Source organism: Chitinimonas sp. (assembly GCF_036568685.1).
Lineage (GTDB): Bacteria > Pseudomonadota > Gammaproteobacteria > Burkholderiales > Chitinimonadaceae > Chitinimonas.
On the sequence record NZ_DATCSC010000124.1, the window covers coordinates 73,326 to 92,996 of the forward strand.

The following is a 19,671-nucleotide window of genomic DNA, read 5'->3' on the forward strand; positions in this document are numbered from 1 at the left end:
GATGCCGTGCAAAACCTAAACTAGTCGATTTTAACGCATTCCCCCAGCTTGGATAAGCCTTTGCCGGAATAGGAGATAGCGCCTGTTACCAAATCCAATCGAGGCACCGGCTGACGCGCTTTGGCGCCGGCCCGGATCAGATCGGGTTATCCAGCTCAACGTAATGCCACGCCAGCTCAAACTGCTCGGCCAGATGCCGGCCCAGAGCCTGCACGCCATAGCGCTCGGTGGCATGGTGACCCGCCGCCATGAAGGCGGCGCCGTACTCCACTGCCATATGGCAGTTGGATTCCGACGCCTCGCCAGTGATATAGAGCTGGCAGCCGGCATCGAGTGCCTGTTGGAAATAGCCCTGCGCACCGCCGGTACACCAGCCTACCCGCGCCACGATCTGGTCCGGCGCACCGATCACCAGCGGCCGCCGCCCCAGCTGCAGCGCTACCCGCTCGGCGAGCTCGGCGACGGTACACGGCGTGGCAGGGCGACCGACCGACAGCAACTGCTGTTCGCCCAGCCGCTCCTCCAGTACCAGCTCCAGCCTCTGCGCCAGCTGAGCGTTGTTACCCAGTTCCGGGTGGGCATCCAGCGGCAGGTGATAGGCCAGCAGGCTGATATCGTGCGCCAGCAGCTTGGCCAGGCGCTGCCGCTTGGCGCCCACCACGCGGACATCCTCGTTACGCCAGAAGTAGCCGTGGTGCACCACGATGGCATCGGCCCGCCAGGCGATGGCGACGTCGATCAAGGCCTCGCTGGCGGTAACGCCGCACAACAGTCTGCCCACTTCGGCCCGCCCTTCGACCTGCACACCGTTGGGGGCGTAGTCCTTGTAGCGGTCAACCTGTAGCAGTTGTCCGGTATACTTTTCCAATTCACGCAATAACATAGCAGCAGCCCTGATTCGTTTGTCATGCGCCGGACCGCCGCCAGGCAAGGCTCGGACGACGCCAGGGCGACGGATAGCCCTTCGGCGGAACATGAAAAAACTCTGGCTGATTTTCGCACAAACCACCACCGCCGGACTGGCACTGTGGTTCCTCTTGACCTTGCTCAAACCAGCCTGGCTACCCAAGCAGGTGGCCGAGGTGGTCACGCTGACCCAGGCACCTCCCGCCGCCACCGCCCCAGCAGGCGGTGCCAGCACCAGCTATCGAGAGGCGGTGCGCCACGCCATGCCCAGCGTGGTCAATATCTACACCAGCAAGCAGATCAAGCGTAAGGCGCATCCGCTGCTCAATGACCCCCTGTTCCGTCGCTTCTTCGGTGATCGCATCGACAATGGCGAAGGCCAGCGCACCGCCAGCCTGGGTTCGGGCGTGATCGTCTCGGCGCAGGGCTATATCGTCACCAACAACCACGTGGTCGCCTCGGCCGACGAGATCCAGGTCGCCCTCTCGGACGGCCGCAGCGCCGAGGCCACGGTGGTCGGCACCGACCCGGAGACCGACCTCGCCGTCATCAAGATCGGCCTCGACAAGCTGCCGGCCGCCACCTTCGGCCAGGTCGAGAAGCTCAACGTGGGTGACGTGGTGCTCGCCATCGGCAACCCCTTCGGCGTCGGCCAGACCGTCACCATGGGCATCGTCTCGGCCCTGGGGCGCAGCAACCTGGGTATCAACAACCCGGCCTTCGAGAACTTCATCCAGACCGACGCCGCCATCAACCCCGGCAACTCGGGCGGCGCGCTGGTCGATACCGCCGGCAACCTGGTCGGCATCAACAGCGCCATCTATTCGCAAACCAGCGGCAGCGTCGGCATCGGCTTCGCCATCCCGGCCAGCATGGTCAAGAACGTGATGGAGCAGATCATCAAGGACGGCGCCGTCACCCGCGGCTGGATAGGCGTGGATACCCAGGATCTCACCCCCGAGCTTGCCGCCAGTTTCAACCTGCGCAATGCCGACGGCGTGCTGATCAGCGGCGTGGTGCGCGGTGGCCCGGCCGAAAAGGGCGGGGTCAAGCCCGGAGATGTACTGGTCGGAGTGAACGACCAGCCGGTGGCCGACTTCAGCGGCATGCTCAACCTGATCGCCGCCCAGCCGCCCGGCCAGGAGGCCCGTATCAAGGTGCTGCGCAATGGCAAGGCGATCGAGTTCAAGGTCAAGATCGGCAAGCGCCCGCGCTTCGAGATCCCGCAGCAGGAAGAGGAATGACGCAACCGCGACCCGTCGGGGCTGCGATAAAAAACGCCACCCAGGAGGTGGCGTTTTTACATCTACAGGTCAGACCGGCCAGGCTTACTGCTCGGTGCTGCTCGGTTCGGCATCGGCCGCAGCCTTGCCCGACGTCATCCAGGCAGCGACCAGCACACCCAGCTCATACAAGAGCCACAGGGGCACGGCCAGCATGGTCTGCGACAGCACGTCGGGCGGCGTGACGATGGCGGCGATCACGAAAGCGCCAACGATCACATAGGGACGCGCCTCGCGCAGCTTGGCGACCGAGACGATGCCCATACGCACCAGCACTACCACCACCACCGGCGTCTCGAAGGTCACGCCAAAGGCGAGGAACATGCCGAGCACAAAGCCCAGGTATTTCTCGATATCGGTCATCATGGCCACACCCTCCGGGGTCGCGGCATTCATAAAGCCGAATACCACCGGAAAGACCAGGAAGTAAGCGAAGGCCATGCCGATGGCGAACAAGCAAAAGCTGGACGCGATCAGGGGCAGCACCAGCCGCTTTTCATGCTGGTACAAGCCCGGCGCCACAAAGGCCCAGGCCTGGTAGAGCGTGTGCGGCAAGGTGATCAGAAAGGCCGCCATGGCCGTGACCTTGAGCGGCACGAAGAAAGTGGCGGTCACATCGGTCGCGATCATCTGGCTGCCGGCCTTCATGGCCTGCAGCATGGGCAGCGCGAGGATGTGATAGAGGTCCTTGGACCAGGGAAACAGCGCCAGGAACACCACCAGCAGAACGGCCGAAGCCCGCACCAGGCGGGACCGCAGCTCGATCAAATGTTCGATCAGGGGTTGCAGGTCTTCTTGCATGTCAGCCTATCGGCGCGCTAGCGCCGGTCTCGTTCAGGCCGCGGTTGCGGTGCGGGCGGCGGCGCGAACAGGTCGAACTGCTGGTCGCTGGCGGGCTGGGCCACCGAGACGCTGTGCGTAGGTGGTTCGCTCAAGGCCGCCTGGGTATCGCTGACTGCCGCGTGCAGGCTTTCTTCCACCGGTGCCATACCCTCGACAATGTCCTGTTTGAGCGAGCGCCCGGCTTCGTTCATCTCAGCCTCGATCTGGCGCAGGTTCTCCAGCTCCACTTCGCGCTGGATATCTGCCTTCACACCGGCCACGTAACGCTTGAGACGCGCCACCATGGCGCCAGCCGTCCGCGCGACCGCGGGCAGGCGCTCCGGGCCGATGACTACCAGCGCGACGGCGCCGATGACCGCCAATTCGCCGAAACTGAAGTCAAACACGGCTTAGTGCTTGTCCTTGGACGCGTCGTTGTCGAAAACACGGGTGCCTTCGACCTGCTTCTCGGCGGCCTTGGGCTGCTCTTCCTCGCCCTTCATGCCGTCCTTGAAACCCTTCACGGCCGAACCCAGGTCCTTGCCGACGTTACCCAGCTTCTTGGTGCCGAAGACCAGCACCACGATGACCAACACAATCAGCCAGTGCCAAATGCTGAACGAACCCATGTAACCCTCTCAAATCTGCGATATAGCTTGCCGGTCAGGCAAAAACGGGAGCGACGGTACCACCAAGCGCTGGTGGCTGCATCCCCCAAAACGGTTAGTGAATCAACTGCGCCATCATGCTCTCGGCCTTGCCGCCGCCGCCAAACACGTGCAGGTGCAGGTGGAAGACCGACTGGCCGCCCTTGGCGCCGGTATTGATCATGGTACGGAAACCCTCGCCCAAGCCCTGCTCGCGCGCGAGCTTGGGCGCCAGCGCCAGCAACTTGCCCAGCATGGGCAGGTGTTGCGGCTCGGCACTCAGCAGCGATTCAACATGCAGCTTGGGCACGATCAGGAAGTGCACGTTGGCGATCGGGTTGATGTCGTGAAAGGCAATCACTTCCTCGTCCTCGTAGACCTTGTTCGAGGGAATCTGTCCGGCCGCAATCTTGCAAAAGATGCAGTTGTCACTCATGTCGCTGCTCCGCGTGCGTTTTTCTCGTCTATACCTGAGATGCCTTCACGCCTGGCCAGTTCCGCCAGCACGTCGTCCGGCCCCAGGCCCTCATGCGCCAAGAGCACCAGGGTGTGAAACCACAGGTCTGCCACCTCATAGACCAGGTGCCGCCTGTCGCCATCCTTGGCTGCCATGATGGTCTCGACCGCCTCCTCCCCCACCTTCTTGAGGATGGCGTCACGACCTTTGTGCATCAGCCGGGCGGTATAGGAGCTCTCCGGATCGGCGCCCTTGCGGGCTTCCAGTGTTTGGGCCAGACGGTAGAGGATGTCGGGGTTGACCATGATGGGCCTCGAAAGGACGGGCGATTATAGGCGCGGAAAAAGACAGTTGGGTGACAAGTCTGGCGGCCTAGCCGCCAGCACCCGGGGTATAGATATGGGCCGGGTCCTTCAGCACCGGGTCGGTCACCACCCACTGACCGGCCTCCAGCCGCCGATAGAGGCAGCTCTCACGGCCGGTATGGCAGGCAATGCCGCCGGCCTGCTCGATCTGCATGACGATCACGTCGCCATCGCAATCGAGCCGCAGTTCACGCACTGTCTGCAGGTGACCGGACTCCTCGCCCTTCTTCCATAGCTTCTGGCGCGAGCGCGACCAGTAGTGGGCGATGCCGGTCTCGGCAGTCAAGGTCAGCGATTCGCGATTCATATAGGCCACCATCAGCACACGCTGGCTCACGGCATCCTGCGCGATGGCCGTCACCAGACCCTGCGCATCCCAGTGCACTTCATCCAGCCAGCCGCTCATAGCCGCACCTCTATGCCTTGCGCCCGCATCAATGCCTTGGCCTCCCCGACGGTATGGTCCCCAAAGTGGAAGATACTGGCCGCCAACACCGCATCGGCATGGCCTTCGCGTATGCCATCAGCCAGGTCCTGCAGCTTGCCCACGCCGCCCGAGGCAATCACCGGAATATCCACCGCGTCACTGACCGCACGGGTCAAGGCAAGGTCAAAGCCCGAACGGGTGCCGTCACGGTCCATGCTGGTCAGCAGGATCTCGCCGGCGCCGCGGCGCTGCATCTCGCAAGCCCATTGCACGGCATCAAGCCCGGTCGCATTGCGGCCGCCGTGGGTATAGACCTCCCAGCGGGCGGGCTCACCGGCGGCGCTCACACGTTTGGCATCGATCGCCACCACGATGGCCTGCGAGCCAAAGTAGCCGGCAGCGTCCTCGACCACCTGCGGGTTGGTCACGGCGGTGGTATTGATCCCTACCTTGTCTGCGCCGGCGTTGAGCAGACGCCGCACATCCTCGACCTTGCGCACGCCACCGCCGACGGTGAGCGGGATAAATACCTGCTCAGCCACGGCTTCGATGATGTGCAGGATCAGGTCGCGGTTATCCGAACTGGCGGTAATGTCCAGAAAGGTCAGCTCATCGGCGCCCTGCTGGTCATAGCGGCGGGCGATCTCCACCGGATCACCGGCATCGCGCAGGCCGACAAAGTTGACGCCCTTGACCACGCGGCCGTCGGTCACGTCGAGACAGGGGATGATGCGTTTGGCGAGCGGCATGGCGAGAGGGCAATCCAAGAAATCGTACAAACAGCCGGCGGAACACCTTCGCCGGCCTCTCAAGTCCCAAGCGAAACGGACGGCTTAACCGTTGAGCTCGTCCGCCAGTGCCTGGGCGCGGGCAAAATCCAGCGTGCCTTCGTAGATCGAACGCCCGGCAATCACGCCCGCCACGCCCTCGCTTTCGACTGCACACAGGCGCTGTACGTCATCAAGGTTGGTCAGACCGCCGGAGGCAATCACCGGCACGGTGAGTTGCTGGGCCAGTTTGACGGTGGCCTCGATATTTACGCCGCTCAGCATGCCGTCACGGCCGATGTCGGTGTAGATGACCGACTCCACGCCGTAGTCCTCGAAGCGCTTGGCCAGATCGACCACATCGTGGCCGGTGATCTTGCTCCAGCCGTCGATGGCCACCTTGCCATCCTTGGCATCGAGGCCGACGATGACCGAGCCAGGGAAGGCGTCGCAGGCCTCGTGCAGAAAGCCTGGCGTCTTGACCGCGGCGGTACCGATGATGACGTAGCGCAGGCCGGCCTCGAGGTACTGTTCTATGGTTTCGAGGTCGCGTATGCCGCCGCCGAGCTGGACGGGGATCTCGCTACCCACCACCTCGAGGATGGCGCGAACGGCATCGAGGTTGCGCGGCTTGCCGGCAAAGGCACCGTTGAGGTCCACCAGGTGTAGTCGGCGAGCACCGGCGTCGAGCCAGCGCCGGGCCATTTCGGCCGGGTCGCCGAACACGTCGGCGGAGTCCATTTCGCCCTGACGGAGGCGTACGCACTGACCATCCTTGAGGTCGATGGCAGGAATGATGAGCATGATGGATGTTTGCTTAGCGTTACGGGTTAGACCGTGCCGTCCCAGGTGACGAAATTCCTGAGCAATTGCAGGCCGGCGGCGTGGCTTTTCTCTGGATGGAACTGGGTGGCGAAGATATTAGCGCGGGCCACCGCCACGGTGAAGGGGAAGGGATAGTCGCTGCGCCCCACCTCCAGCGTGGCGTCGGCCGGGTTCAAGTAGTAGCTGTGCACGAAGTAGAAGCGCTCGCCATCGGCGATGCCCTGCCAGAGCGGATGGGGCCGGCTTTGCCAGACCTCGTTCCAACCCATATGTGGCACCTTGAGCTTGTTGCCGGCAGCATCGTGCATCTCGCTGGCCGGAAAGCGGCGAACCTCCCCGCCGAACACACCGATGGCCGGCGTGTTGCCGCCCTCTTCGCTGCGCTCGAACAAGAGCTGGGCTCCGACGCAGATGCCCAGAAAGGGCTTCTCGGCCGCGCAGGCTTCCACTACCGGGCGCAGGCCACGCTCATCCACCTCGCGCATGCAATCGCGCATGGCCCCCTGGCCGGGGAAGACCACCTTGTCGGCGGCGGCGATCACCGCCGGGTCGCTGCTGAGCACGACCTCATGGCCCTCGGCCACGTGTTCCAGCGCATGCGTGACCGAGCGCAGATTGCCCATGCCGTAGTCGATGACGGCGATTTTCATGGTTTGGTTCTCGCTTCCCGTTCGGCTCAGGCAGTCAGCGTGCCCTTGGTGGAGGGCATGCTGCCGGCGGCGCGCTCATCGAGCTCCACCGCCATGCGCAAGGCACGGCCAAAGGCCTTGAAGATGGTCTCGGCCTGGTGGTGGGCGTTCACGCCCTTGAGGTTGTCGATATGCAAGGTGACCATGCCGTGGTTCACAAAACCATGGAAGAACTCGCTGAACAGGTCCACATCGAACTGGCCGATGCTGGCGCGGGTATAGCTCACACCATAGCTCAGACCGGGCCGGCCGGAGAGGTCGATCACCACCCGGCTGAGCGCCTCGTCGAGCGGGACGTAGGCGTGCCCGTAGCGGCGTATGCCCTTCTTGTCGCCCAGGGCCTTGGCCAGCGCCTGGCCCAGGGTGATGCCGATATCCTCTACGGTGTGGTGGGCGTCGATATGCAGATCGCCCTTCGCGACGATGTCGAGGTCCACCAGGCCATGGCGGGCCACCTGGTCCAGCATGTGTTCCAGAAAGGGCACGCCGGTATCGAAGCGGCCCTGGCCGCTGCCGTCGAGGTTGAGCGTGACGGTGATCTGGGTTTCCAGCGTGTTGCGGGTGACGGTGACTTGGCGCATGGGCTCGGCTCAGAGACAGTTGGGAAGCGCAGCCAGCACACGGTCGTTCTCGGCCGGCGTGCCTACGGTAAAGCGTAAACAATGATTCAGCAGCGGGTGGCCACCGTGCAAGCTCTTGATCAGGATGCCGCCCGCCTTGAGCGCGGCAAAGCTGCGCGGCGCATCCGGCACCCGCGCCAGCACGAAGTTGGCCTCGGACGGAAATACCGTCACGCCCGGCATGGTCGCCAGCGCAGCCGCCAGGCGGCCTCGCTCCTGGCGCAGTATGGCAGCCTGGGTCTCGAACACCGCCAGGTGTTCCAGCGCCACATGGCAGGCCGCCTGGCTCAGCACATTGATGTTGTAGGGTGGCCGCACCTTGTCGAGCTCGGCAATCCAATCAGCAGGGCCGGCTGCATAGCCCAGCCGTATGCCCGCCAAGCCGAGCTTGGAGACGGTACGCATGACCAGCAGCTTGGGGTGCTGGCCAGCCAGATTCATGAAGCTGTCGTCGGCAAAGGCGGCATAGGCCTCGTCCACCACCACCAGGCCCGGTGCCGCCGCCAGGATGGCCTCAACCTCGGCGCGGGCGTAGCGCGGCCCGGTGGGGTTGTTGGGGTAGGCCAGGAAGACCACTGCCGGCGCATGCTCGGCAATGGCCGCCAGCATAGCCTCAAGATCAAGCGAGAAGTCCTCGCGCAGCGACACGCCCACATAGCGCAGCTGGCTGAACACCGCGTTCATGCGATACATCACAAAGGAGGGCTCGGCCGCCAGCAGCACCGCCCCCTGCCGCGCGAGCGCCTGGCAGACCAGGGTGATCAGTTCGTCCGAGCCATTACCGAGTATCAGCGCCGCCTCGGCCGGGATATCGAAGGCCTCACGCAGCCGCTCCTTGAGGCCTCCGCCGTGCGGGTCCGGGTAGCGATTGAGCGCAACGTGCGCCAGCCGCTCAGCCAGCGCCTGCTGCAGCTCGGGTGGCAAGGGAAAGGGGTTCTCCATCGCATCGAGCTTGAGCAGGCCGCTCGCGTCGGCCACATGATAGGCCGACAACGCGCTGATCTCGGGACGGACGTATTGCTGTGCCAGACTCATGCGTCGCCCTCCCCCAGCCGGTACTCGGCCGAGCGGGCATGGGCAGGCAGGCCCTCGCCATGGGCCAGGGTGCTGGCGATACGGCCCAGGCTCTGGGCGCCTTCGGCCGAGACATAGATCAGGCTGGAACGTTTCTGGAAGTCGTAGACCCCCAGCGGGCTGGCGTAACGCGCGGTACGCGAGGTGGGCAGCACATGGTTGGGGCCAGCACAGTAGTCACCCAGCGCCTCGGAAGCAAAGCGGCCTAGGAAGATGGCGCCGGCGTGGCGGATGCGCGCCTGCAGCGCCCAGGGGTCGGCCACCGACAATTCCAGGTGCTCGGGCGCGATGCGATTGGCAATCTCGGCGGCCTCCTCGAGGTCACGCACCGTGATCAAGGCCCCGCGGTTGGCCAGGCTGGCGGCGATGATGTCGCGGCGCGGCATGCCGGGCAGCAGTTTTTCTATGCTGGCGGCAACCCGTGCGATATAGGCCTCATCCGGGCAGAGCAGGATGGACTGGGCAATCTCGTCGTGCTCGGCCTGGCTGAACAGGTCCATCGCGATCCAGTCCGGATCGGTGCCGCCATCGGCGATCACCAGGATCTCGGAGGGGCCGGCCACCATATCAATGCCGACCACGCCGAACACCGCCCGCTTGGCGGCGGCCACATACTGGTTGCCCGGGCCGGTGATCTTGTCCACCTGCGGCAGGGTGGCGGTGCCATAGGCCAATGCTGCGACGGCCTGCGCGCCGCCTATGGTGTAGACGCGGTCCACGCCGGCGATATGGGCGGCGGCCAGCACCAGGTCGTTGCGCTCGCCCCGCGGTGTGGGCACTACCATGATGATCTCGCCTACGCCGGCCACCTTGGCCGGGATGGCATTCATCAGCACCGAGCTCGGGTAGCTGGCCTTGCCACCGGGCACGTAGAGGCCGACCCTGTCCAAAGGTGTGACCGCCTGGCCCAGGATGGTGCCGTCCGCCTCTTCATACTGCCAACTGGGCTGCAACTGCTTCTGGTGGTAGCGGCGTACCCGCTCGGCAGCCGCTTCCAGCGCCTCGCGCTGGACATCGGGTAGGCGCCGGTAGGCTGCTTCCAGCTCGGCCGGCGTCAGCGTCAGCGCCGCCATATCGGGCGCGTCTATGCCGTCGAAACGGCGGGTGTATTCCAGCACCGCGGCATCGCCGCGCAGCCGCACCTCGGCCAGGATGCCGGCCACGGCGGCATCGATCGCTGGGTTCTGGGCGGTCTCGAAGGCCAGCAACGCATCCAGCTGCGGCAGGAAGTCTTCAGAGCGGGTATTGAGACGTTTCATCGCGGGGCTCACTGTTCGTCGGGGCTGCCCCGACGTGTCATGGAACACGGGCGGGTCGGCGAAAGCGGACCCGTTCAGGCGTGGTGGTGGGCGCTCGCCGAGGCGAACGCATCGATAATCGGCTGGACCCGGTTGCGCTTGAGCTTGAGCGAGGCCTGGTTGACCACCAGGCGGGAGCTGATCTCCTGCACATGCTCGACCGCCACCAGCTGGTTGGCCTTGAGCGTACCGCCGGTGCTGACCAGGTCGACGATGGCGTCGGCCAGGCCCACCAAGGGCGCCAACTCCATGGAGCCGTACAGCTTGATCAGGTCCACATGGACACCCTTGCGGGCAAAGTGCTCTCGGGCGGATTCAACATACTTGGTAGCCACGCGCAGGCGGGCGCCCTGCTGTACCGCGGCGGCGTAGTCGTAGCCCTCACGCACCGCCACCATCAGGCGGCAGGCGGCAATGCCCAGGTCCAGGGGCTGGTAGAGACCCGCGCCGCCGTGTTCCAGCAACACGTCATAGCCGGCAATGCCGAGGTCGGCCGCGCCGTATTGCACATAGGTGGGGACATCGGTGGCGCGCACGATCACCAGCCGCACATCCTCGCGATTGGTGGCGAGGATGAGCTTGCGCGAGGACTCCGGGTCCTCCAGCGGGATGATGCCCGCGGCGGCGAGCAAGGGGACGGTCTCTTCGAAGATGCGTCCCTTGGACAGGGCAATGGTGATCATGGCAAGACGACGAACGGCAGAAGGCGGATTATGCCCAGCCTCAGACGGGCTGGCGAGCTTTAGTTGTCTACCGAATAAAGAAGCAAATGTTATTTACTCATCAGTTGCTTAGACAAGCTCATCCACAACTTGTCTAGGCAAACAAGATAGAAAATCACTCAAGCGCGTCGATATTCCGGGTGCTTGTCGATAAAGCGCTGCAGCTTGCCGCCCGCCGTCTTCTGTACCTTGCCACGCAGAAAGGGGCTCCAACCCAGCAAGAGGCCGGGCAGGCCAAGCGCCATGCGGCTCCAGGCCCAGAAGTCGAAGACGTCGCGGTGGCGGTAGATCAGGCCGTCCTTAAACTCGAAACTCGCGTCGATGCGGTTGAGCACCTGCCGGCCGGTCTGCGAGAAGGGGTAGCGCGCCTCCCAGTGGCAGCGGCCTCGACCACCCTCGCCTACCACGTCGCGGTAGCTGATCTCCAGCGAGGTGGCAGTCTCCAGCAGCATGCGCCACATGGCGCCCGGCTCCGGCCCGCGCAGGTCCGGGAAGGCCGGGTCGCTGAACTGCGCCTCCGGGTGGTAGCAGGCGGCCATGGTGGCCCAGTCCTTTTGCTGAAAGGCGGTGTAGAAGCGTTCGATCAGCGCGGTTTCGGTCGACATGGTGCGGTATCCACTAAGCAATACCTGCATAAACCATAAAGCGCCCCAACGCCGCAAAGAAAACGGGCCGCAGTCAGCTTACTGACCCGGCCCGTTGCTATTACGCACTGCCGCCAACAGAAACGCCGTGCTGGCTTCTGCTGGTAGCGCAGTGGTTATTGAATACGTTCGATATGCGCGCCTACGCCACCCAGTTTGGCCTCGATATGCTCGTAACCACGATCCAGATGGTAGATACGGTCGACGATGGTCTCCCCCTCGGCCGCGAGGCCGGCGATCACCAGCGAGGCAGAGGCGCGGAGGTCGGTGGCCATCACGGTGGCACCGGAGAGCTTCTGCACCCCGCGCACCACGGCGGTGTGGCCGTCGACATGGATGTCGGCGCCCATGCGGGCCAGCTCGGAGACATGCATGAAGCGGTTCTCGAAGATGGTCTCGGTGATCACGCCGGCACCGCTGGCCAGCGCATTCACTGCCATGAACTGAGCCTGCATATCGGTCGGGAAGGCCGGGTAGGGCAAGGTACGAATGTCCACGGCCTTGGGGCGCTCGCGCATCTCGATGGCGATCCAGCCGTCACCGGCTTCGATATAGGCACCCGCCTCACGCAGCTTGTCGAGCACGCTTTCCAGGATATTGGCGCGTGTATTGCGCAGCAGCACCTTGCCACGCGCCAGCATGACGGCGCAGAGGAAGGTACCGGTCTCGATCCGGTCCGGCATCACGGCATGGTCGGCGCCGTGCAGGCGGTCCACACCCTCGATCGTGATGGTATCGGTGCCATGGCCGCTGATCTTGGCGCCCATCTTGATCAGGCATTCGGCCAGGTCCACCACCTCGGGTTCGCGGGCGGCGTTTTCCAGCACGGTCACGCCTTCGGCCAGGGTGGCGGCCATCAGCAGGTTCTCGGTACCGGTCACGGTCACCATGTCGGAACCGAAGCGGGCACCCTTGAGGCGCTTGGCGCGGGCATGGATATAGCCGTGTTCGATATTGATCTCGGCACCCATGGCCTGCAGGCCCTTGATGTGTTGGTCGACCGGCCGGCTACCGATGGCGCAGCCGCCAGGCAGGGAGACACGCGCCTCACCAAAGCGGGCCAGCATGGGGCCCAGCACCAGGATGGAGGCACGCATGGTCTTGACCAGCTCGTAGGGGGCTTCCAGCTTGTCGATACTGGCGCCGGTCAGTTCGAACTCGTGCACATTGTCGGTCATCACCCGCATGCCCATGCCTTGCAGCAGCTTCTGGGTGGTCATCACGTCACGCAGCTGCGGCACATTGGTCAGCCGCAGGGTATCGGGCGTGAGCAACGAGGCACAGAGGATGGGCAGTGCGGCATTCTTGGCGCCGGAGATGACGATCTCGCCACTGAGCGGGCCGTTGCCGGTGATCTTGAGTTTGTCCATGTCGTATCGATCTGTATGGGTCGGCGGCGGGCCGAGGATAGAGGGAGGTACTGGGGGCGGCGTTCAGGACGCCAACCACCACAGCACCAGCAGCACGAAGAGCCAGGGCAAGTTGATCAGCAAGAGACCGATGCGGTCGCCGCTGCGCTTGCCCGGCGCCGGCTTCAGGCGCGGTTCTTCCATTCGTGCGGGCTATAGGTCTTCATCGACAGCGCGTGGATCTCCTCGCGCATGCGCTCGCCCAGCGCCTGGTAGACCAGTTGGTGCTGGCGCACGCGCGGCAGGCCGTCAAAGGCGCGGGCGACGATCACCGCCTCGAAATGGTGGCCGTCGCCGCTGACTTCCAGGACCTCGCAAGCGAGCCCGGCGGCAATGTACTGTTTGACTTGTTCAGGAGTGACCATGGCGTGTCGATTCTGTTTCGTTGCGCATAGCCAGGCGGGATCGCCGCCCAGCGTCAGTGTTTGAGCCGGTAACCGGTACGCAGCAAGTGCAGCGTAAAGCTGGCCAGCAAGAGGAAAGTCCCGCCCACCACGGTCAGGCTGAGCCAGGGCGAAACATCGCTGGCGCCAAAGAAACCATAGCGGAAACCGTCGATCGCGTAAAAGACCGGATTGAGGTGGGAGACCCCCAGCCAGAACGACGGCAGGGAGTGGATGGAATAGAACACGCCGCTCAGGAAGGTGAGCGGCACGATGATGAAGTTCTGGAAGGCGGCCAGTTGGTCGAATTTCTCGGCCCAGATACCGGCGATCAGGCCCAGTACGGCCATCAGGCCGGAGCCCAGCAGCGCAAACAGCAGCACCCATAGCGGGTATTTGAAGTCGGGCAGTGCAAACAGCAGGGTCACCAGCATGACCCCGGCCCCAACCACCACGCCCCGCACCACGGCCGCCAGCACGTAGGCGGAGAAGAACTCGAGGTGCGACAGGGGCGGCAGCAGGATAAAGACGATATTGCCGGTGATCTTGGACTGGATCAGGCTGCTGGAGCTGTTGGCAAAGGCATTCTGCAGCATGGACATCATGGCAAGACCCGGGATCAGGAAGGCGGTGTAGCGCACCCCCGGGTAGGCCTCGACGTGCGACTCCAGCACGTGCGAGAAGATCATCAGATAGAGCACCGCCGTCAATACCGGCGCGGCCACGGTCTGGAAGCTTACCTTCCAGAAGCGCAGGATCTCTTTGTAGAAGAGGGTAATGAAGCCTTGCATCGTTGTTCGGCGTCACCTTGGCGGGGTAGCGGCTGGCCGCCTCCCCTGCCTCAGGTGCTGCGCTTCCTTCCCATCACGTCGAGGAAGACCGATTCGAGATCGGGCTTGAGGATTTCAATATCGCGGACCGTGATGCCGGCCTCGCGCAGGCCGGCCAAGATGGCCTCCAGCGTGGCGCCGTCATCCAGCCGCAGATGGTAGTAACCGTCACGCTCGGCCACCAGTAGCGGCTGCAAGGCCGCCGGCAGCACGTCCGGGAACAGCTTGAGCGCCAGGGTACGGGCAGAGTGGCTGGCCATCAGCGCCGACTTGTCGTCCAGCGCCACCAGCTCACCTTGCTTGAGCATGGCGATGCGGTTGCACAGCGTTTCCGCTTCTTCCAGATAGTGCGTGGTCAGCACGATGGTGTGGCCGTCACGGTTCAGGCGCTGGATGAATTCCCACAGCGTCTGCCGCAGCTCCACGTCTACGCCGGCGGTGGGCTCGTCCAGCACGATGACCGGCGGCTTGTGCACCAGCGCCTGCGCCACCATCACCCGTCGCTTCATACCACCCGAGAGGGCACGCATATTGGCATTGGCCTTGCCGGTCAGCCCCAGGTGCTCCAGCAGTTCGTCGATCCAGGCGTCGTTCTTGCGCAGGCCGAAGTAACCGGACTGGAACTGCAAGGTCTCACGCACCGTGAAGAAGGGATCGAAGGTCAGCTCCTGCGGCACGATGCCGACCTTGCGGCGCGCCGCGCGGTAGTCGCGCAGTACGTCGCTGCCCAGCACCTCGGCACTGCCACTGTCGGCGCGGGTCAGGCCGCCCAGCACGGAGATCAAGGTGGTCTTGCCGGCGCCATTGGGGCCGAGCAGGGCAAAGAATTCGCCCTCGCGCACCTCGAGGTCGACACCCTTGAGGGCCTCGAGCTCGCCGAAGCGCTTTTTGACGGCAGAGAAACGGATGGCTACAGACATGGTGGCGGGCGGCGGAAAACGCCGATTCTACCTGACTTGGCCCAGGCCAAGGCATGGGTGGAAAAAGGAAAAGCGGCCCAAAGGCCGCTTTGCTGGGATGCCTACTGGCCGGCCTGCGGCTGTGGATCGGCCTCTGGCTTGACTTCCACGGCTGCCAGCGTGGCCAGCGGGGCAGCCGTCTCTGCCTGGGACGTAGCGCCGGAGGCTGGCGTGGGCGCAGCGGGTGCCTCGCTCGTCGGCGCCGGCTTGCTGGCCGGCTCGCCGCTTGCCGGTGCCGGATCGGGTGCGGCCGGATCGAAATCGTCGCTCTCATCGCCCAGCGGCAATGGCTTGGGCGGCGCACCGTCCCAGACCAGGTTGTAGCGGCGCTGCAGATAGCTGTCGCGGACAAAGGCGTACTCGTCACCAAAGCTGGCCGATTCGATCAGCGACTCGGCAGCGAACAACTTGGTGCGGGTATCGACCAGCTTGAGGATGCGCAGCGCATTTTCGGCGCCCTGGTCCTGGATGGCATTGAGCGGATCAAGGTAATAGCTGCCTACCGTGTCGGCCGTGTCGCGCAGCGTCTTGGGCCCCATGAAAGGCAGCACCAGGTAGGGGCCAGAGGAGACGCCCCAGGCACCCAGCACCTGGCCGAAGTCCTCGTCATGCTTCTGCAGCCCCATGGGGGTCGCCACATCAACGAGGCCGAGGAGGCCGAAGGTGGAGTTGGCCAGCACCCGGCCGGTATCGCTGGCCGCGTCCTTGACCTTGCCCTGCAAGAGGTTGGAGACACCGATGTAGACGTCTTCCAGGTTGGCGAAGAAGTTCGACACACCCTTGCGTATCGGCGGTGGCGTAACGGTTTCGTACCCCTTGGCCACCGGCTTCAAGACCGCCTTGTCGATCACCCGGTTGAAGGCGTAGATCTTGCGGTTGACCGATTCGGCCGGGTCATAGTGGTTGGCAGGCGTAGCACACGCAGCCAACAGCAGTGGACTCAGCAACAGGGAATACGAGGGACGCATAGCGTGGCTCCGGGGCAGGCCATCCTGCCGGCAGGGTCGGAAAAGGGTTCAGGCCTCAGCCTTGGGCAGGAAATCCTCAACCCCATAGAGGGCAGCGAGGCTGGTGAGGTTGGCCGGCGGGCGGACCAGGCTGATGCGGCGACCCGCGGCCACCGCATCCCGTTGCCAGTGCAGCAGCATGCTGAGCGCGGTCGAATCAATCTCGCTGACCTCGGAGAGATCGAGCACCAGCTCCTGCTGCGCCAGGCGCGGCGATACCTCGCCAGCCACCCGGCAGATCGAATCGAGCGTCAGCGCGCCGCTGAGTTTGACGACTTCGCTCATGGCTTACTTGGCCGGGGCCTTGGTGGGCTGGGTGGCATTGCGGTCAGCCAGCGCCTTGATCAGGCCATCGATGCCATCCTTCTGCACCGTCTGGGTGAAGTTGGTGCGGTAGTTGGTCACCAGGCTCACGCCCTCCACGGCCACATCGTAGACCTTCCAGTCTGCGCCGGTCTTGGCCAGGCGGTAGTCGATCGGAAAGGGCTGGCCGCCAGTGATGGAAACCTCGGTACGGACGGTGACGTCGGTATCGGCTTCGCCCATGCGAACCGGCTTGACTTCAATACCTTGCAGCTTGTTGGCACCCACGGCGTTGGAGTAGGTACGGATCAAGAGGGTCTTGAACTCGCGGATCAGCGCAGTCTTCTGGTCAGGCGTCGCCTCGCGCCAGGACTTGCCCACGGCCGATGCGGTCAAGCGGTTGAAGTCGAAGCTGGGGATCACCTTGCTCTCGACCAGCGCCAGGAAGCGCTTGTCGGACGGCTGCAGATTGTCCTTCTTGATCGCGTCCAGCACTTCCTTGCTGGTGTTGCGGACCAGCGTTTCGGGGGCCGGTGCATCGGCAGCCGATACGGCAAGGCCAGCCACCAGCATGATAAAGGCAAAGAATTTACGCATGATGTCTTCCTGTTATTGGGCGGGTTTCGCCTGCGGAGCATTCTCCGCGGCCTTACTGAACATGAACTGACTGATCAACTTCTCCAGCACGATGGCCGAGGAGGTCAGGTTGATACGATCGCCACCCTTGAGCATGGTTTCATCCGCGCCCGGGTCGATACCCACATATTGGTCACCCAGCACGCCCGAGGTCAGGATCTCGGCCGAGGAATCACGGCTGAAGTGATAGTCCTGCTCGATATCCAGGGTCACCAGGGCACGGTAGGTCTGCGGGTCGAGGTGGATGTTGGACACACGACCAACCAGCACGCCTGCGCTCTTGATCGGTGCGCGCACTTTGAGACCGCCGATATTGTCGAAGGCCGCAGTCACGCGGTAGGTCGGCTTGGCACCGCCGCTCGATACATTGCTGACGCGCAGCGCCAGAAAGACCAGGGCCGCCAGGCCCAGTACCACGAACAAGCCGACCCAGAAGTCGTATAAGCGCCGATTCATCAAACACCTCTAAACATGAAGGCGGTCAGGACCACGTCCAGACCCAGAATAACCAGAGACGACGTCACCACGGTGCGGGTAGTGGCACCCGACACGCCTTCGGCCGTCTCGGGGGCGTCGAAGCCCTCGAATACCGCGATGATCGACACAGCGATGCCGAACACCACGCTCTTGATGATGCCGTTGGCCACATCGTTGTACAGATCGACCTGGGCCTGCATCTGCGCCCAGAAGGAACCGGAATCCACCCCGATCAGCACCACGCCGACTAGGTAGCCGCCGATGATGCCGGCGGCCGAGAACAAGGTGGCCAAGAGCGGCATGGAGATGACACCGCCCCAGAAGCGCGGCGCGATCACCCGAGCGACCGGGTTGACCGCCATGACCTCCATGGCGGACAGTTGTTCGGTGGCCTTCATCAGCCCGATCTCGGCTGTGATGGCGGAACCGGCACGGCTGGCGAACAAGAGGCCGGCCACGACCGGGCCCAGCTCGCGCAAGAGGCTCAGCGACACCAGCACGCCCAGCGCCTCGGAGGCACCAAAGCGCTGCAGCGTGTCGTAGCCCTGCAGACCCAACACCATGCCGACGAAGAGGCCGGACACCATGATGATCACCAGCGACAGCACGCCGGTGAAATAGATCTCGCGGGTGATCAGGCTGAAGCGGCGGAATACCCCCAACGAATGCCACAACACCGCCATGAAGAAGCGAAAGCCGAAGCCCAACTTCTCCAGCGCATCGACGACCGGAGCGCCGATCGCGCGCACCCGTCTATCCATCCAATCAAGCACTACGCACTCCCATCAGCTCTTCGGCATACGACTTGGCCGGGTATTGGAATGGCACCGGGCCGTCAGGCAGGCCGCCGACGAACTGGTGTACGAAAGGCTCCTCTGAAGCCCGTATCTCGTCCGGGGTTCCCTCGGCCACTACCTTGCCCTCGGATACGAAGTAGACATAGTCGACGATGGCCAGCGATTCCGACACCGAATGGGTCACCATGATAGAGGTCGCGCCCAAGGCATCGTTGAGCTCACGGATCAGCTTGCCGATCACGCCCAGCGAGATCGGATCGAGGCCGGCAAAGGGCTCGTCGTACATGATCAGGGTCGGGTCGAGCGCGATGGCGCGGGCCAGCGCCACGCGGCGGGCCATGCCGCCGGACAGCTCGGACGGCATGAGCTTGGCGGCGCCACGCAGGCCAACTGCATTAAGCTTCATGAGCACCAGGTCGCGGATCATGGATTCCGGCAACTCGGTATGTTCACGCATCTGGAAGGCAACATTGTCGTACACCGACATATCGGTAAACAACGCGCCGAACTGGAACAACATGCCCATCTTGCGGCGCAGGAGGTAGAGCCCTTCCGAATCGAGCTCGGGCACTATCTGCCCTGCCACCTTGACCGTCCCCTTGCTGGGTTTGATCTGGCCATTGATCAGGCGCATCAGGGTGGTCTTGCCGCAACCCGAGCCGCCCATGATGGCAACAACCTTGCCCTTGGGAATGGTCAGGCTGATCCCCTTGAGGATGGGACGACGATCATAGGAAAAGGAGACGTTGTCGATGGCGACAAGCGGTTCGGCAGACACAGGTGGGGCACTCGAGTGCATGTGGGGTCGTAATTCTAATGTAAGCGGGGTCTGACAACAATTTTCGTGCCAAGTTCAGGTTGCAGTGCAACAACGTCAAAAGCCGCACTACGCCTGATTCTGCGCGCAAGAATATGTTTATGTCATGAAGAAATGCTGACGGGAGTCACACCAAGGCAGCCTCCCGTCCCTCCTATATAGGGCCAGCCCCAAGATAGTTAAAGTCCTTGCCTGCAGAAAGGCGACAAATCCCCTTGCCCTTGCCGATAACGCAACACCCCACCGGGCTTTCATGACCGTCGTCACTCATGAACGCCAGGCAGTTTGCATAGCGCCGCGAAAAAATTTTCGCCCCCACATCCCATAGCAAACAATCAGTTAGACCCAGCTCGCCGATAATCTCGAAAAACTTGCCGCAAGGGCGCTTGACGCTCACTCGGGATTCCTGTTTAATGCGCCCTCCTCACGAGGCCAGTTAGCTCAGTTGGTAGAGCAGCGGATTGAAAATCCGCGTGTCCGTGGTTCGATTCCGCGACTGGCCACCAG

General features: G+C 63.6%; 27 protein-coding genes and 1 tRNA gene. 2 read left to right on the forward strand and 26 right to left on the reverse strand.

The genetic code is table 11. The annotated features are described in order from the left end of the window. Window positions 1-136: 136 nt before the first annotated feature. Window positions 137-883: a Nif3-like dinuclear metal center hexameric protein gene (locus VIM95_RS17450; RefSeq protein ID WP_414648540.1), complete on the reverse strand. Its 747-nt coding sequence runs from the start codon at window positions 881-883 to the stop codon at window positions 137-139. Window positions 884-974: 91 nt separating this feature from the next. Here VIM95_RS17450 and VIM95_RS17455 point away from each other — a divergent pair, with 91 nt between their 5' ends. Then, entirely contained in the window at window positions 975-2,150 is a 1,176-nt protein-coding gene (locus VIM95_RS17455) for a Do family serine endopeptidase (RefSeq protein WP_331988267.1), read from the forward strand. A gap of 84 nt (window positions 2,151-2,234) precedes the next feature. On the opposite strand, the gene tatC is transcribed toward VIM95_RS17455, so the two are convergent. The 25 genes from tatC to VIM95_RS17580 all read right to left on the reverse strand — a co-directional run bounded on the left by tatC (window position 2,235) and on the right by VIM95_RS17580 (window position 19,561). After that, entirely contained in the window at window positions 2,235-2,990 is a 756-nt protein-coding gene (gene tatC, locus VIM95_RS17460) for a twin-arginine translocase subunit TatC (RefSeq protein WP_331988269.1), read from the reverse strand. A gap of 17 nt (window positions 2,991-3,007) precedes the next feature. Then, window positions 3,008-3,418 (reverse strand): Sec-independent protein translocase protein TatB, encoded by a 411-nt coding sequence (tatB, locus tag VIM95_RS17465; protein WP_331988271.1) that lies wholly within the window; start codon window positions 3,416-3,418, stop codon window positions 3,008-3,010. A gap of 3 nt (window positions 3,419-3,421) precedes the next feature. After that, complete coding sequence (gene tatA, locus VIM95_RS17470) at window positions 3,422-3,640, reverse strand: Sec-independent protein translocase subunit TatA (RefSeq protein ID WP_331988273.1); 219 nt, start codon at window positions 3,638-3,640, stop codon at window positions 3,422-3,424. 94 nt (window positions 3,641-3,734) lie between these two features. Next, entirely contained in the window at window positions 3,735-4,094 is a 360-nt protein-coding gene (locus tag VIM95_RS17475; RefSeq protein WP_331988275.1) for a histidine triad nucleotide-binding protein, read from the reverse strand. Next, window positions 4,091-4,420, reverse strand: a complete 330-nt coding sequence (locus tag VIM95_RS17480) for a phosphoribosyl-ATP diphosphatase (RefSeq protein WP_331988277.1) — start codon at window positions 4,418-4,420, stop codon at window positions 4,091-4,093. Before VIM95_RS17480 ends, VIM95_RS17475 begins: the two co-directional genes overlap by 4 nt. A 67-nt stretch (window positions 4,421-4,487) precedes the next feature. Continuing rightward, on the reverse strand, window positions 4,488-4,886 hold the full coding sequence (gene hisI, locus VIM95_RS17485; RefSeq protein ID WP_331988279.1) for a phosphoribosyl-AMP cyclohydrolase: 399 nt from the start codon (window positions 4,884-4,886) through the stop codon (window positions 4,488-4,490). Further along, window positions 4,883-5,656, reverse strand: a complete 774-nt coding sequence (gene hisF / locus VIM95_RS17490; protein WP_331988281.1) for an imidazole glycerol phosphate synthase subunit HisF — start codon at window positions 5,654-5,656, stop codon at window positions 4,883-4,885. The genes hisI and hisF overlap by 4 nt, the downstream gene beginning before the upstream one ends. An 84-nt stretch (window positions 5,657-5,740) precedes the next feature. Beyond that, window positions 5,741-6,478, reverse strand: coding sequence for a 1-(5-phosphoribosyl)-5-[(5-phosphoribosylamino)methylideneamino]imidazole-4-carboxamide isomerase (gene hisA, locus VIM95_RS17495; RefSeq protein WP_331988283.1), 738 nt, complete (start codon window positions 6,476-6,478; stop codon window positions 5,741-5,743). A 26-nt stretch (window positions 6,479-6,504) separates the two neighbouring features. Next, a complete protein-coding gene (gene hisH / locus VIM95_RS17500) occupies window positions 6,505-7,149 on the reverse strand; it encodes an imidazole glycerol phosphate synthase subunit HisH (protein WP_331988285.1) in 645 nt (214 codons plus the stop codon). 26 nt (window positions 7,150-7,175) lie between these two features. Further along, window positions 7,176-7,769: an imidazoleglycerol-phosphate dehydratase HisB gene (gene hisB, locus VIM95_RS17505; RefSeq protein ID WP_331988287.1), complete on the reverse strand. Its 594-nt coding sequence runs from the start codon at window positions 7,767-7,769 to the stop codon at window positions 7,176-7,178. A 9-nt stretch (window positions 7,770-7,778) separates the two neighbouring features. Then, a complete protein-coding gene (gene hisC, locus VIM95_RS17510; protein ID WP_331988289.1) occupies window positions 7,779-8,843 on the reverse strand; it encodes a histidinol-phosphate transaminase in 1,065 nt (354 codons plus the stop codon). Further along, window positions 8,840-10,141, reverse strand: coding sequence for a histidinol dehydrogenase (gene hisD, locus VIM95_RS17515; protein ID WP_331988291.1), 1,302 nt, complete (start codon window positions 10,139-10,141; stop codon window positions 8,840-8,842). The genes hisC and hisD overlap by 4 nt, the downstream gene beginning before the upstream one ends. A 74-nt stretch (window positions 10,142-10,215) precedes the next feature. Beyond that, the gene (gene hisG, locus VIM95_RS17520; RefSeq protein WP_331988293.1) at window positions 10,216-10,863 is read right to left on the reverse strand and encodes an ATP phosphoribosyltransferase; all 648 of its coding nucleotides are present in this window, start codon (window positions 10,861-10,863) and stop codon (window positions 10,216-10,218) included. Between the two features lie 158 nt (window positions 10,864-11,021). Then, window positions 11,022-11,507 (reverse strand): nuclear transport factor 2 family protein, encoded by a 486-nt coding sequence (locus tag VIM95_RS17525; protein ID WP_331988295.1) that lies wholly within the window; start codon window positions 11,505-11,507, stop codon window positions 11,022-11,024. A 155-nt stretch (window positions 11,508-11,662) separates the two neighbouring features. Next, a complete protein-coding gene (gene murA / locus VIM95_RS17530; protein ID WP_331988297.1) occupies window positions 11,663-12,916 on the reverse strand; it encodes a UDP-N-acetylglucosamine 1-carboxyvinyltransferase in 1,254 nt (417 codons plus the stop codon). Between the two features lie 164 nt (window positions 12,917-13,080). Further along, window positions 13,081-13,320 (reverse strand): BolA family protein, encoded by a 240-nt coding sequence (locus VIM95_RS17535; RefSeq protein ID WP_331988299.1) that lies wholly within the window; start codon window positions 13,318-13,320, stop codon window positions 13,081-13,083. A gap of 53 nt (window positions 13,321-13,373) precedes the next feature. Then, window positions 13,374-14,129 carry an ABC transporter permease gene (locus tag VIM95_RS17540; protein WP_331988301.1) on the reverse strand — a complete coding sequence of 252 codons (756 nt, stop codon included), beginning with the start codon at window positions 14,127-14,129 and terminating at the stop codon, window positions 13,374-13,376. Between the two features lie 50 nt (window positions 14,130-14,179). After that, complete coding sequence (locus tag VIM95_RS17545; protein WP_331988303.1) at window positions 14,180-15,088, reverse strand: ABC transporter ATP-binding protein; 909 nt, start codon at window positions 15,086-15,088, stop codon at window positions 14,180-14,182. 101 nt (window positions 15,089-15,189) lie between these two features. Beyond that, window positions 15,190-16,095, reverse strand: coding sequence for a VacJ family lipoprotein (locus tag VIM95_RS17550; RefSeq protein ID WP_331988305.1), 906 nt, complete (start codon window positions 16,093-16,095; stop codon window positions 15,190-15,192). A gap of 48 nt (window positions 16,096-16,143) precedes the next feature. Continuing rightward, window positions 16,144-16,419 (reverse strand): STAS domain-containing protein, encoded by a 276-nt coding sequence (locus VIM95_RS17555; protein ID WP_331988307.1) that lies wholly within the window; start codon window positions 16,417-16,419, stop codon window positions 16,144-16,146. A 3-nt stretch (window positions 16,420-16,422) separates the two neighbouring features. Next, window positions 16,423-17,034 carry an ABC transporter substrate-binding protein gene (locus VIM95_RS17560; protein WP_331988309.1) on the reverse strand — a complete coding sequence of 204 codons (612 nt, stop codon included), beginning with the start codon at window positions 17,032-17,034 and terminating at the stop codon, window positions 16,423-16,425. A 12-nt stretch (window positions 17,035-17,046) separates the two neighbouring features. Then, a complete protein-coding gene (gene mlaD, locus VIM95_RS17565) occupies window positions 17,047-17,529 on the reverse strand; it encodes an outer membrane lipid asymmetry maintenance protein MlaD (RefSeq protein WP_331988311.1) in 483 nt (160 codons plus the stop codon). Next, complete coding sequence (gene mlaE / locus VIM95_RS17570; protein ID WP_331988320.1) at window positions 17,529-18,311, reverse strand: lipid asymmetry maintenance ABC transporter permease subunit MlaE; 783 nt, start codon at window positions 18,309-18,311, stop codon at window positions 17,529-17,531. Before mlaE ends, mlaD begins: the two co-directional genes overlap by 1 nt. A gap of 4 nt (window positions 18,312-18,315) precedes the next feature. Next, window positions 18,316-19,125, reverse strand: a complete 810-nt coding sequence (locus tag VIM95_RS17575) for an ABC transporter ATP-binding protein (protein WP_331988313.1) — start codon at window positions 19,123-19,125, stop codon at window positions 18,316-18,318. Between the two features lie 193 nt (window positions 19,126-19,318). Further along, window positions 19,319-19,561, reverse strand: a complete 243-nt coding sequence (locus tag VIM95_RS17580; protein WP_331988318.1) for a hypothetical protein — start codon at window positions 19,559-19,561, stop codon at window positions 19,319-19,321. Window positions 19,562-19,594: 33 nt separating this feature from the next. Here VIM95_RS17580 and VIM95_RS17585 point away from each other — a divergent pair. Then, window positions 19,595-19,670 (forward strand) — tRNA-Phe (locus tag VIM95_RS17585). Window position 19,671 lies beyond the last annotated feature (1 nt).

Excerpts from the sequence above, each read along its gene's own strand:
- VIM95_RS17450 (WP_414648540.1), bottom strand. The coding sequence starts at position 883 with ATGTTATTGCGTGAATTGGAAAAGTATACCGGACAACTGCTACAGGTT.
- VIM95_RS17455 (WP_331988267.1), top strand. The coding sequence starts at position 975 with ATGAAAAAACTCTGGCTGATTTTCGCACAAACCACCACCGCCGGACTG.
- tatC (WP_331988269.1), bottom strand. The coding sequence starts at position 2,990 with ATGCAAGAAGACCTGCAACCCCTGATCGAACATTTGATCGAGCTGCGG.
- tatA (WP_331988273.1), bottom strand. The coding sequence starts at position 3,640 with ATGGGTTCGTTCAGCATTTGGCACTGGCTGATTGTGTTGGTCATCGTG.
- VIM95_RS17475 (WP_331988275.1), bottom strand. The coding sequence starts at position 4,094 with ATGAGTGACAACTGCATCTTTTGCAAGATTGCGGCCGGACAGATTCCC.
- VIM95_RS17480 (WP_331988277.1), bottom strand. The coding sequence starts at position 4,420 with ATGGTCAACCCCGACATCCTCTACCGTCTGGCCCAAACACTGGAAGCC.
- hisI (WP_331988279.1), bottom strand. The coding sequence starts at position 4,886 with ATGAGCGGCTGGCTGGATGAAGTGCACTGGGATGCGCAGGGTCTGGTG.
- hisF (WP_331988281.1), bottom strand. The coding sequence starts at position 5,656 with ATGCCGCTCGCCAAACGCATCATCCCCTGTCTCGACGTGACCGACGGC.
- hisA (WP_331988283.1), bottom strand. The coding sequence starts at position 6,478 with ATGCTCATCATTCCTGCCATCGACCTCAAGGATGGTCAGTGCGTACGC.
- hisH (WP_331988285.1), bottom strand. The coding sequence starts at position 7,149 with ATGAAAATCGCCGTCATCGACTACGGCATGGGCAATCTGCGCTCGGTC.
- hisB (WP_331988287.1), bottom strand. The coding sequence starts at position 7,769 with ATGCGCCAAGTCACCGTCACCCGCAACACGCTGGAAACCCAGATCACC.
- hisC (WP_331988289.1), bottom strand. The coding sequence starts at position 8,843 with ATGAGTCTGGCACAGCAATACGTCCGTCCCGAGATCAGCGCGTTGTCG.
- hisD (WP_331988291.1), bottom strand. The coding sequence starts at position 10,141 with ATGAAACGTCTCAATACCCGCTCTGAAGACTTCCTGCCGCAGCTGGAT.
- hisG (WP_331988293.1), bottom strand. The coding sequence starts at position 10,863 with ATGATCACCATTGCCCTGTCCAAGGGACGCATCTTCGAAGAGACCGTC.
- VIM95_RS17525 (WP_331988295.1), bottom strand. The coding sequence starts at position 11,507 with ATGTCGACCGAAACCGCGCTGATCGAACGCTTCTACACCGCCTTTCAG.
- murA (WP_331988297.1), bottom strand. The coding sequence starts at position 12,916 with ATGGACAAACTCAAGATCACCGGCAACGGCCCGCTCAGTGGCGAGATC.
- VIM95_RS17535 (WP_331988299.1), bottom strand. The coding sequence starts at position 13,320 with ATGGTCACTCCTGAACAAGTCAAACAGTACATTGCCGCCGGGCTCGCT.
- VIM95_RS17540 (WP_331988301.1), bottom strand. The coding sequence starts at position 14,129 with ATGCAAGGCTTCATTACCCTCTTCTACAAAGAGATCCTGCGCTTCTGG.
- VIM95_RS17545 (WP_331988303.1), bottom strand. The coding sequence starts at position 15,088 with ATGTCTGTAGCCATCCGTTTCTCTGCCGTCAAAAAGCGCTTCGGCGAG.
- VIM95_RS17550 (WP_331988305.1), bottom strand. The coding sequence starts at position 16,095 with ATGCGTCCCTCGTATTCCCTGTTGCTGAGTCCACTGCTGTTGGCTGCG.
- VIM95_RS17555 (WP_331988307.1), bottom strand. The coding sequence starts at position 16,419 with ATGAGCGAAGTCGTCAAACTCAGCGGCGCGCTGACGCTCGATTCGATC.
- VIM95_RS17560 (WP_331988309.1), bottom strand. The coding sequence starts at position 17,034 with ATGCGTAAATTCTTTGCCTTTATCATGCTGGTGGCTGGCCTTGCCGTA.
- mlaD (WP_331988311.1), bottom strand. The coding sequence starts at position 17,529 with ATGAATCGGCGCTTATACGACTTCTGGGTCGGCTTGTTCGTGGTACTG.
- mlaE (WP_331988320.1), bottom strand. The coding sequence starts at position 18,311 with ATGGATAGACGGGTGCGCGCGATCGGCGCTCCGGTCGTCGATGCGCTG.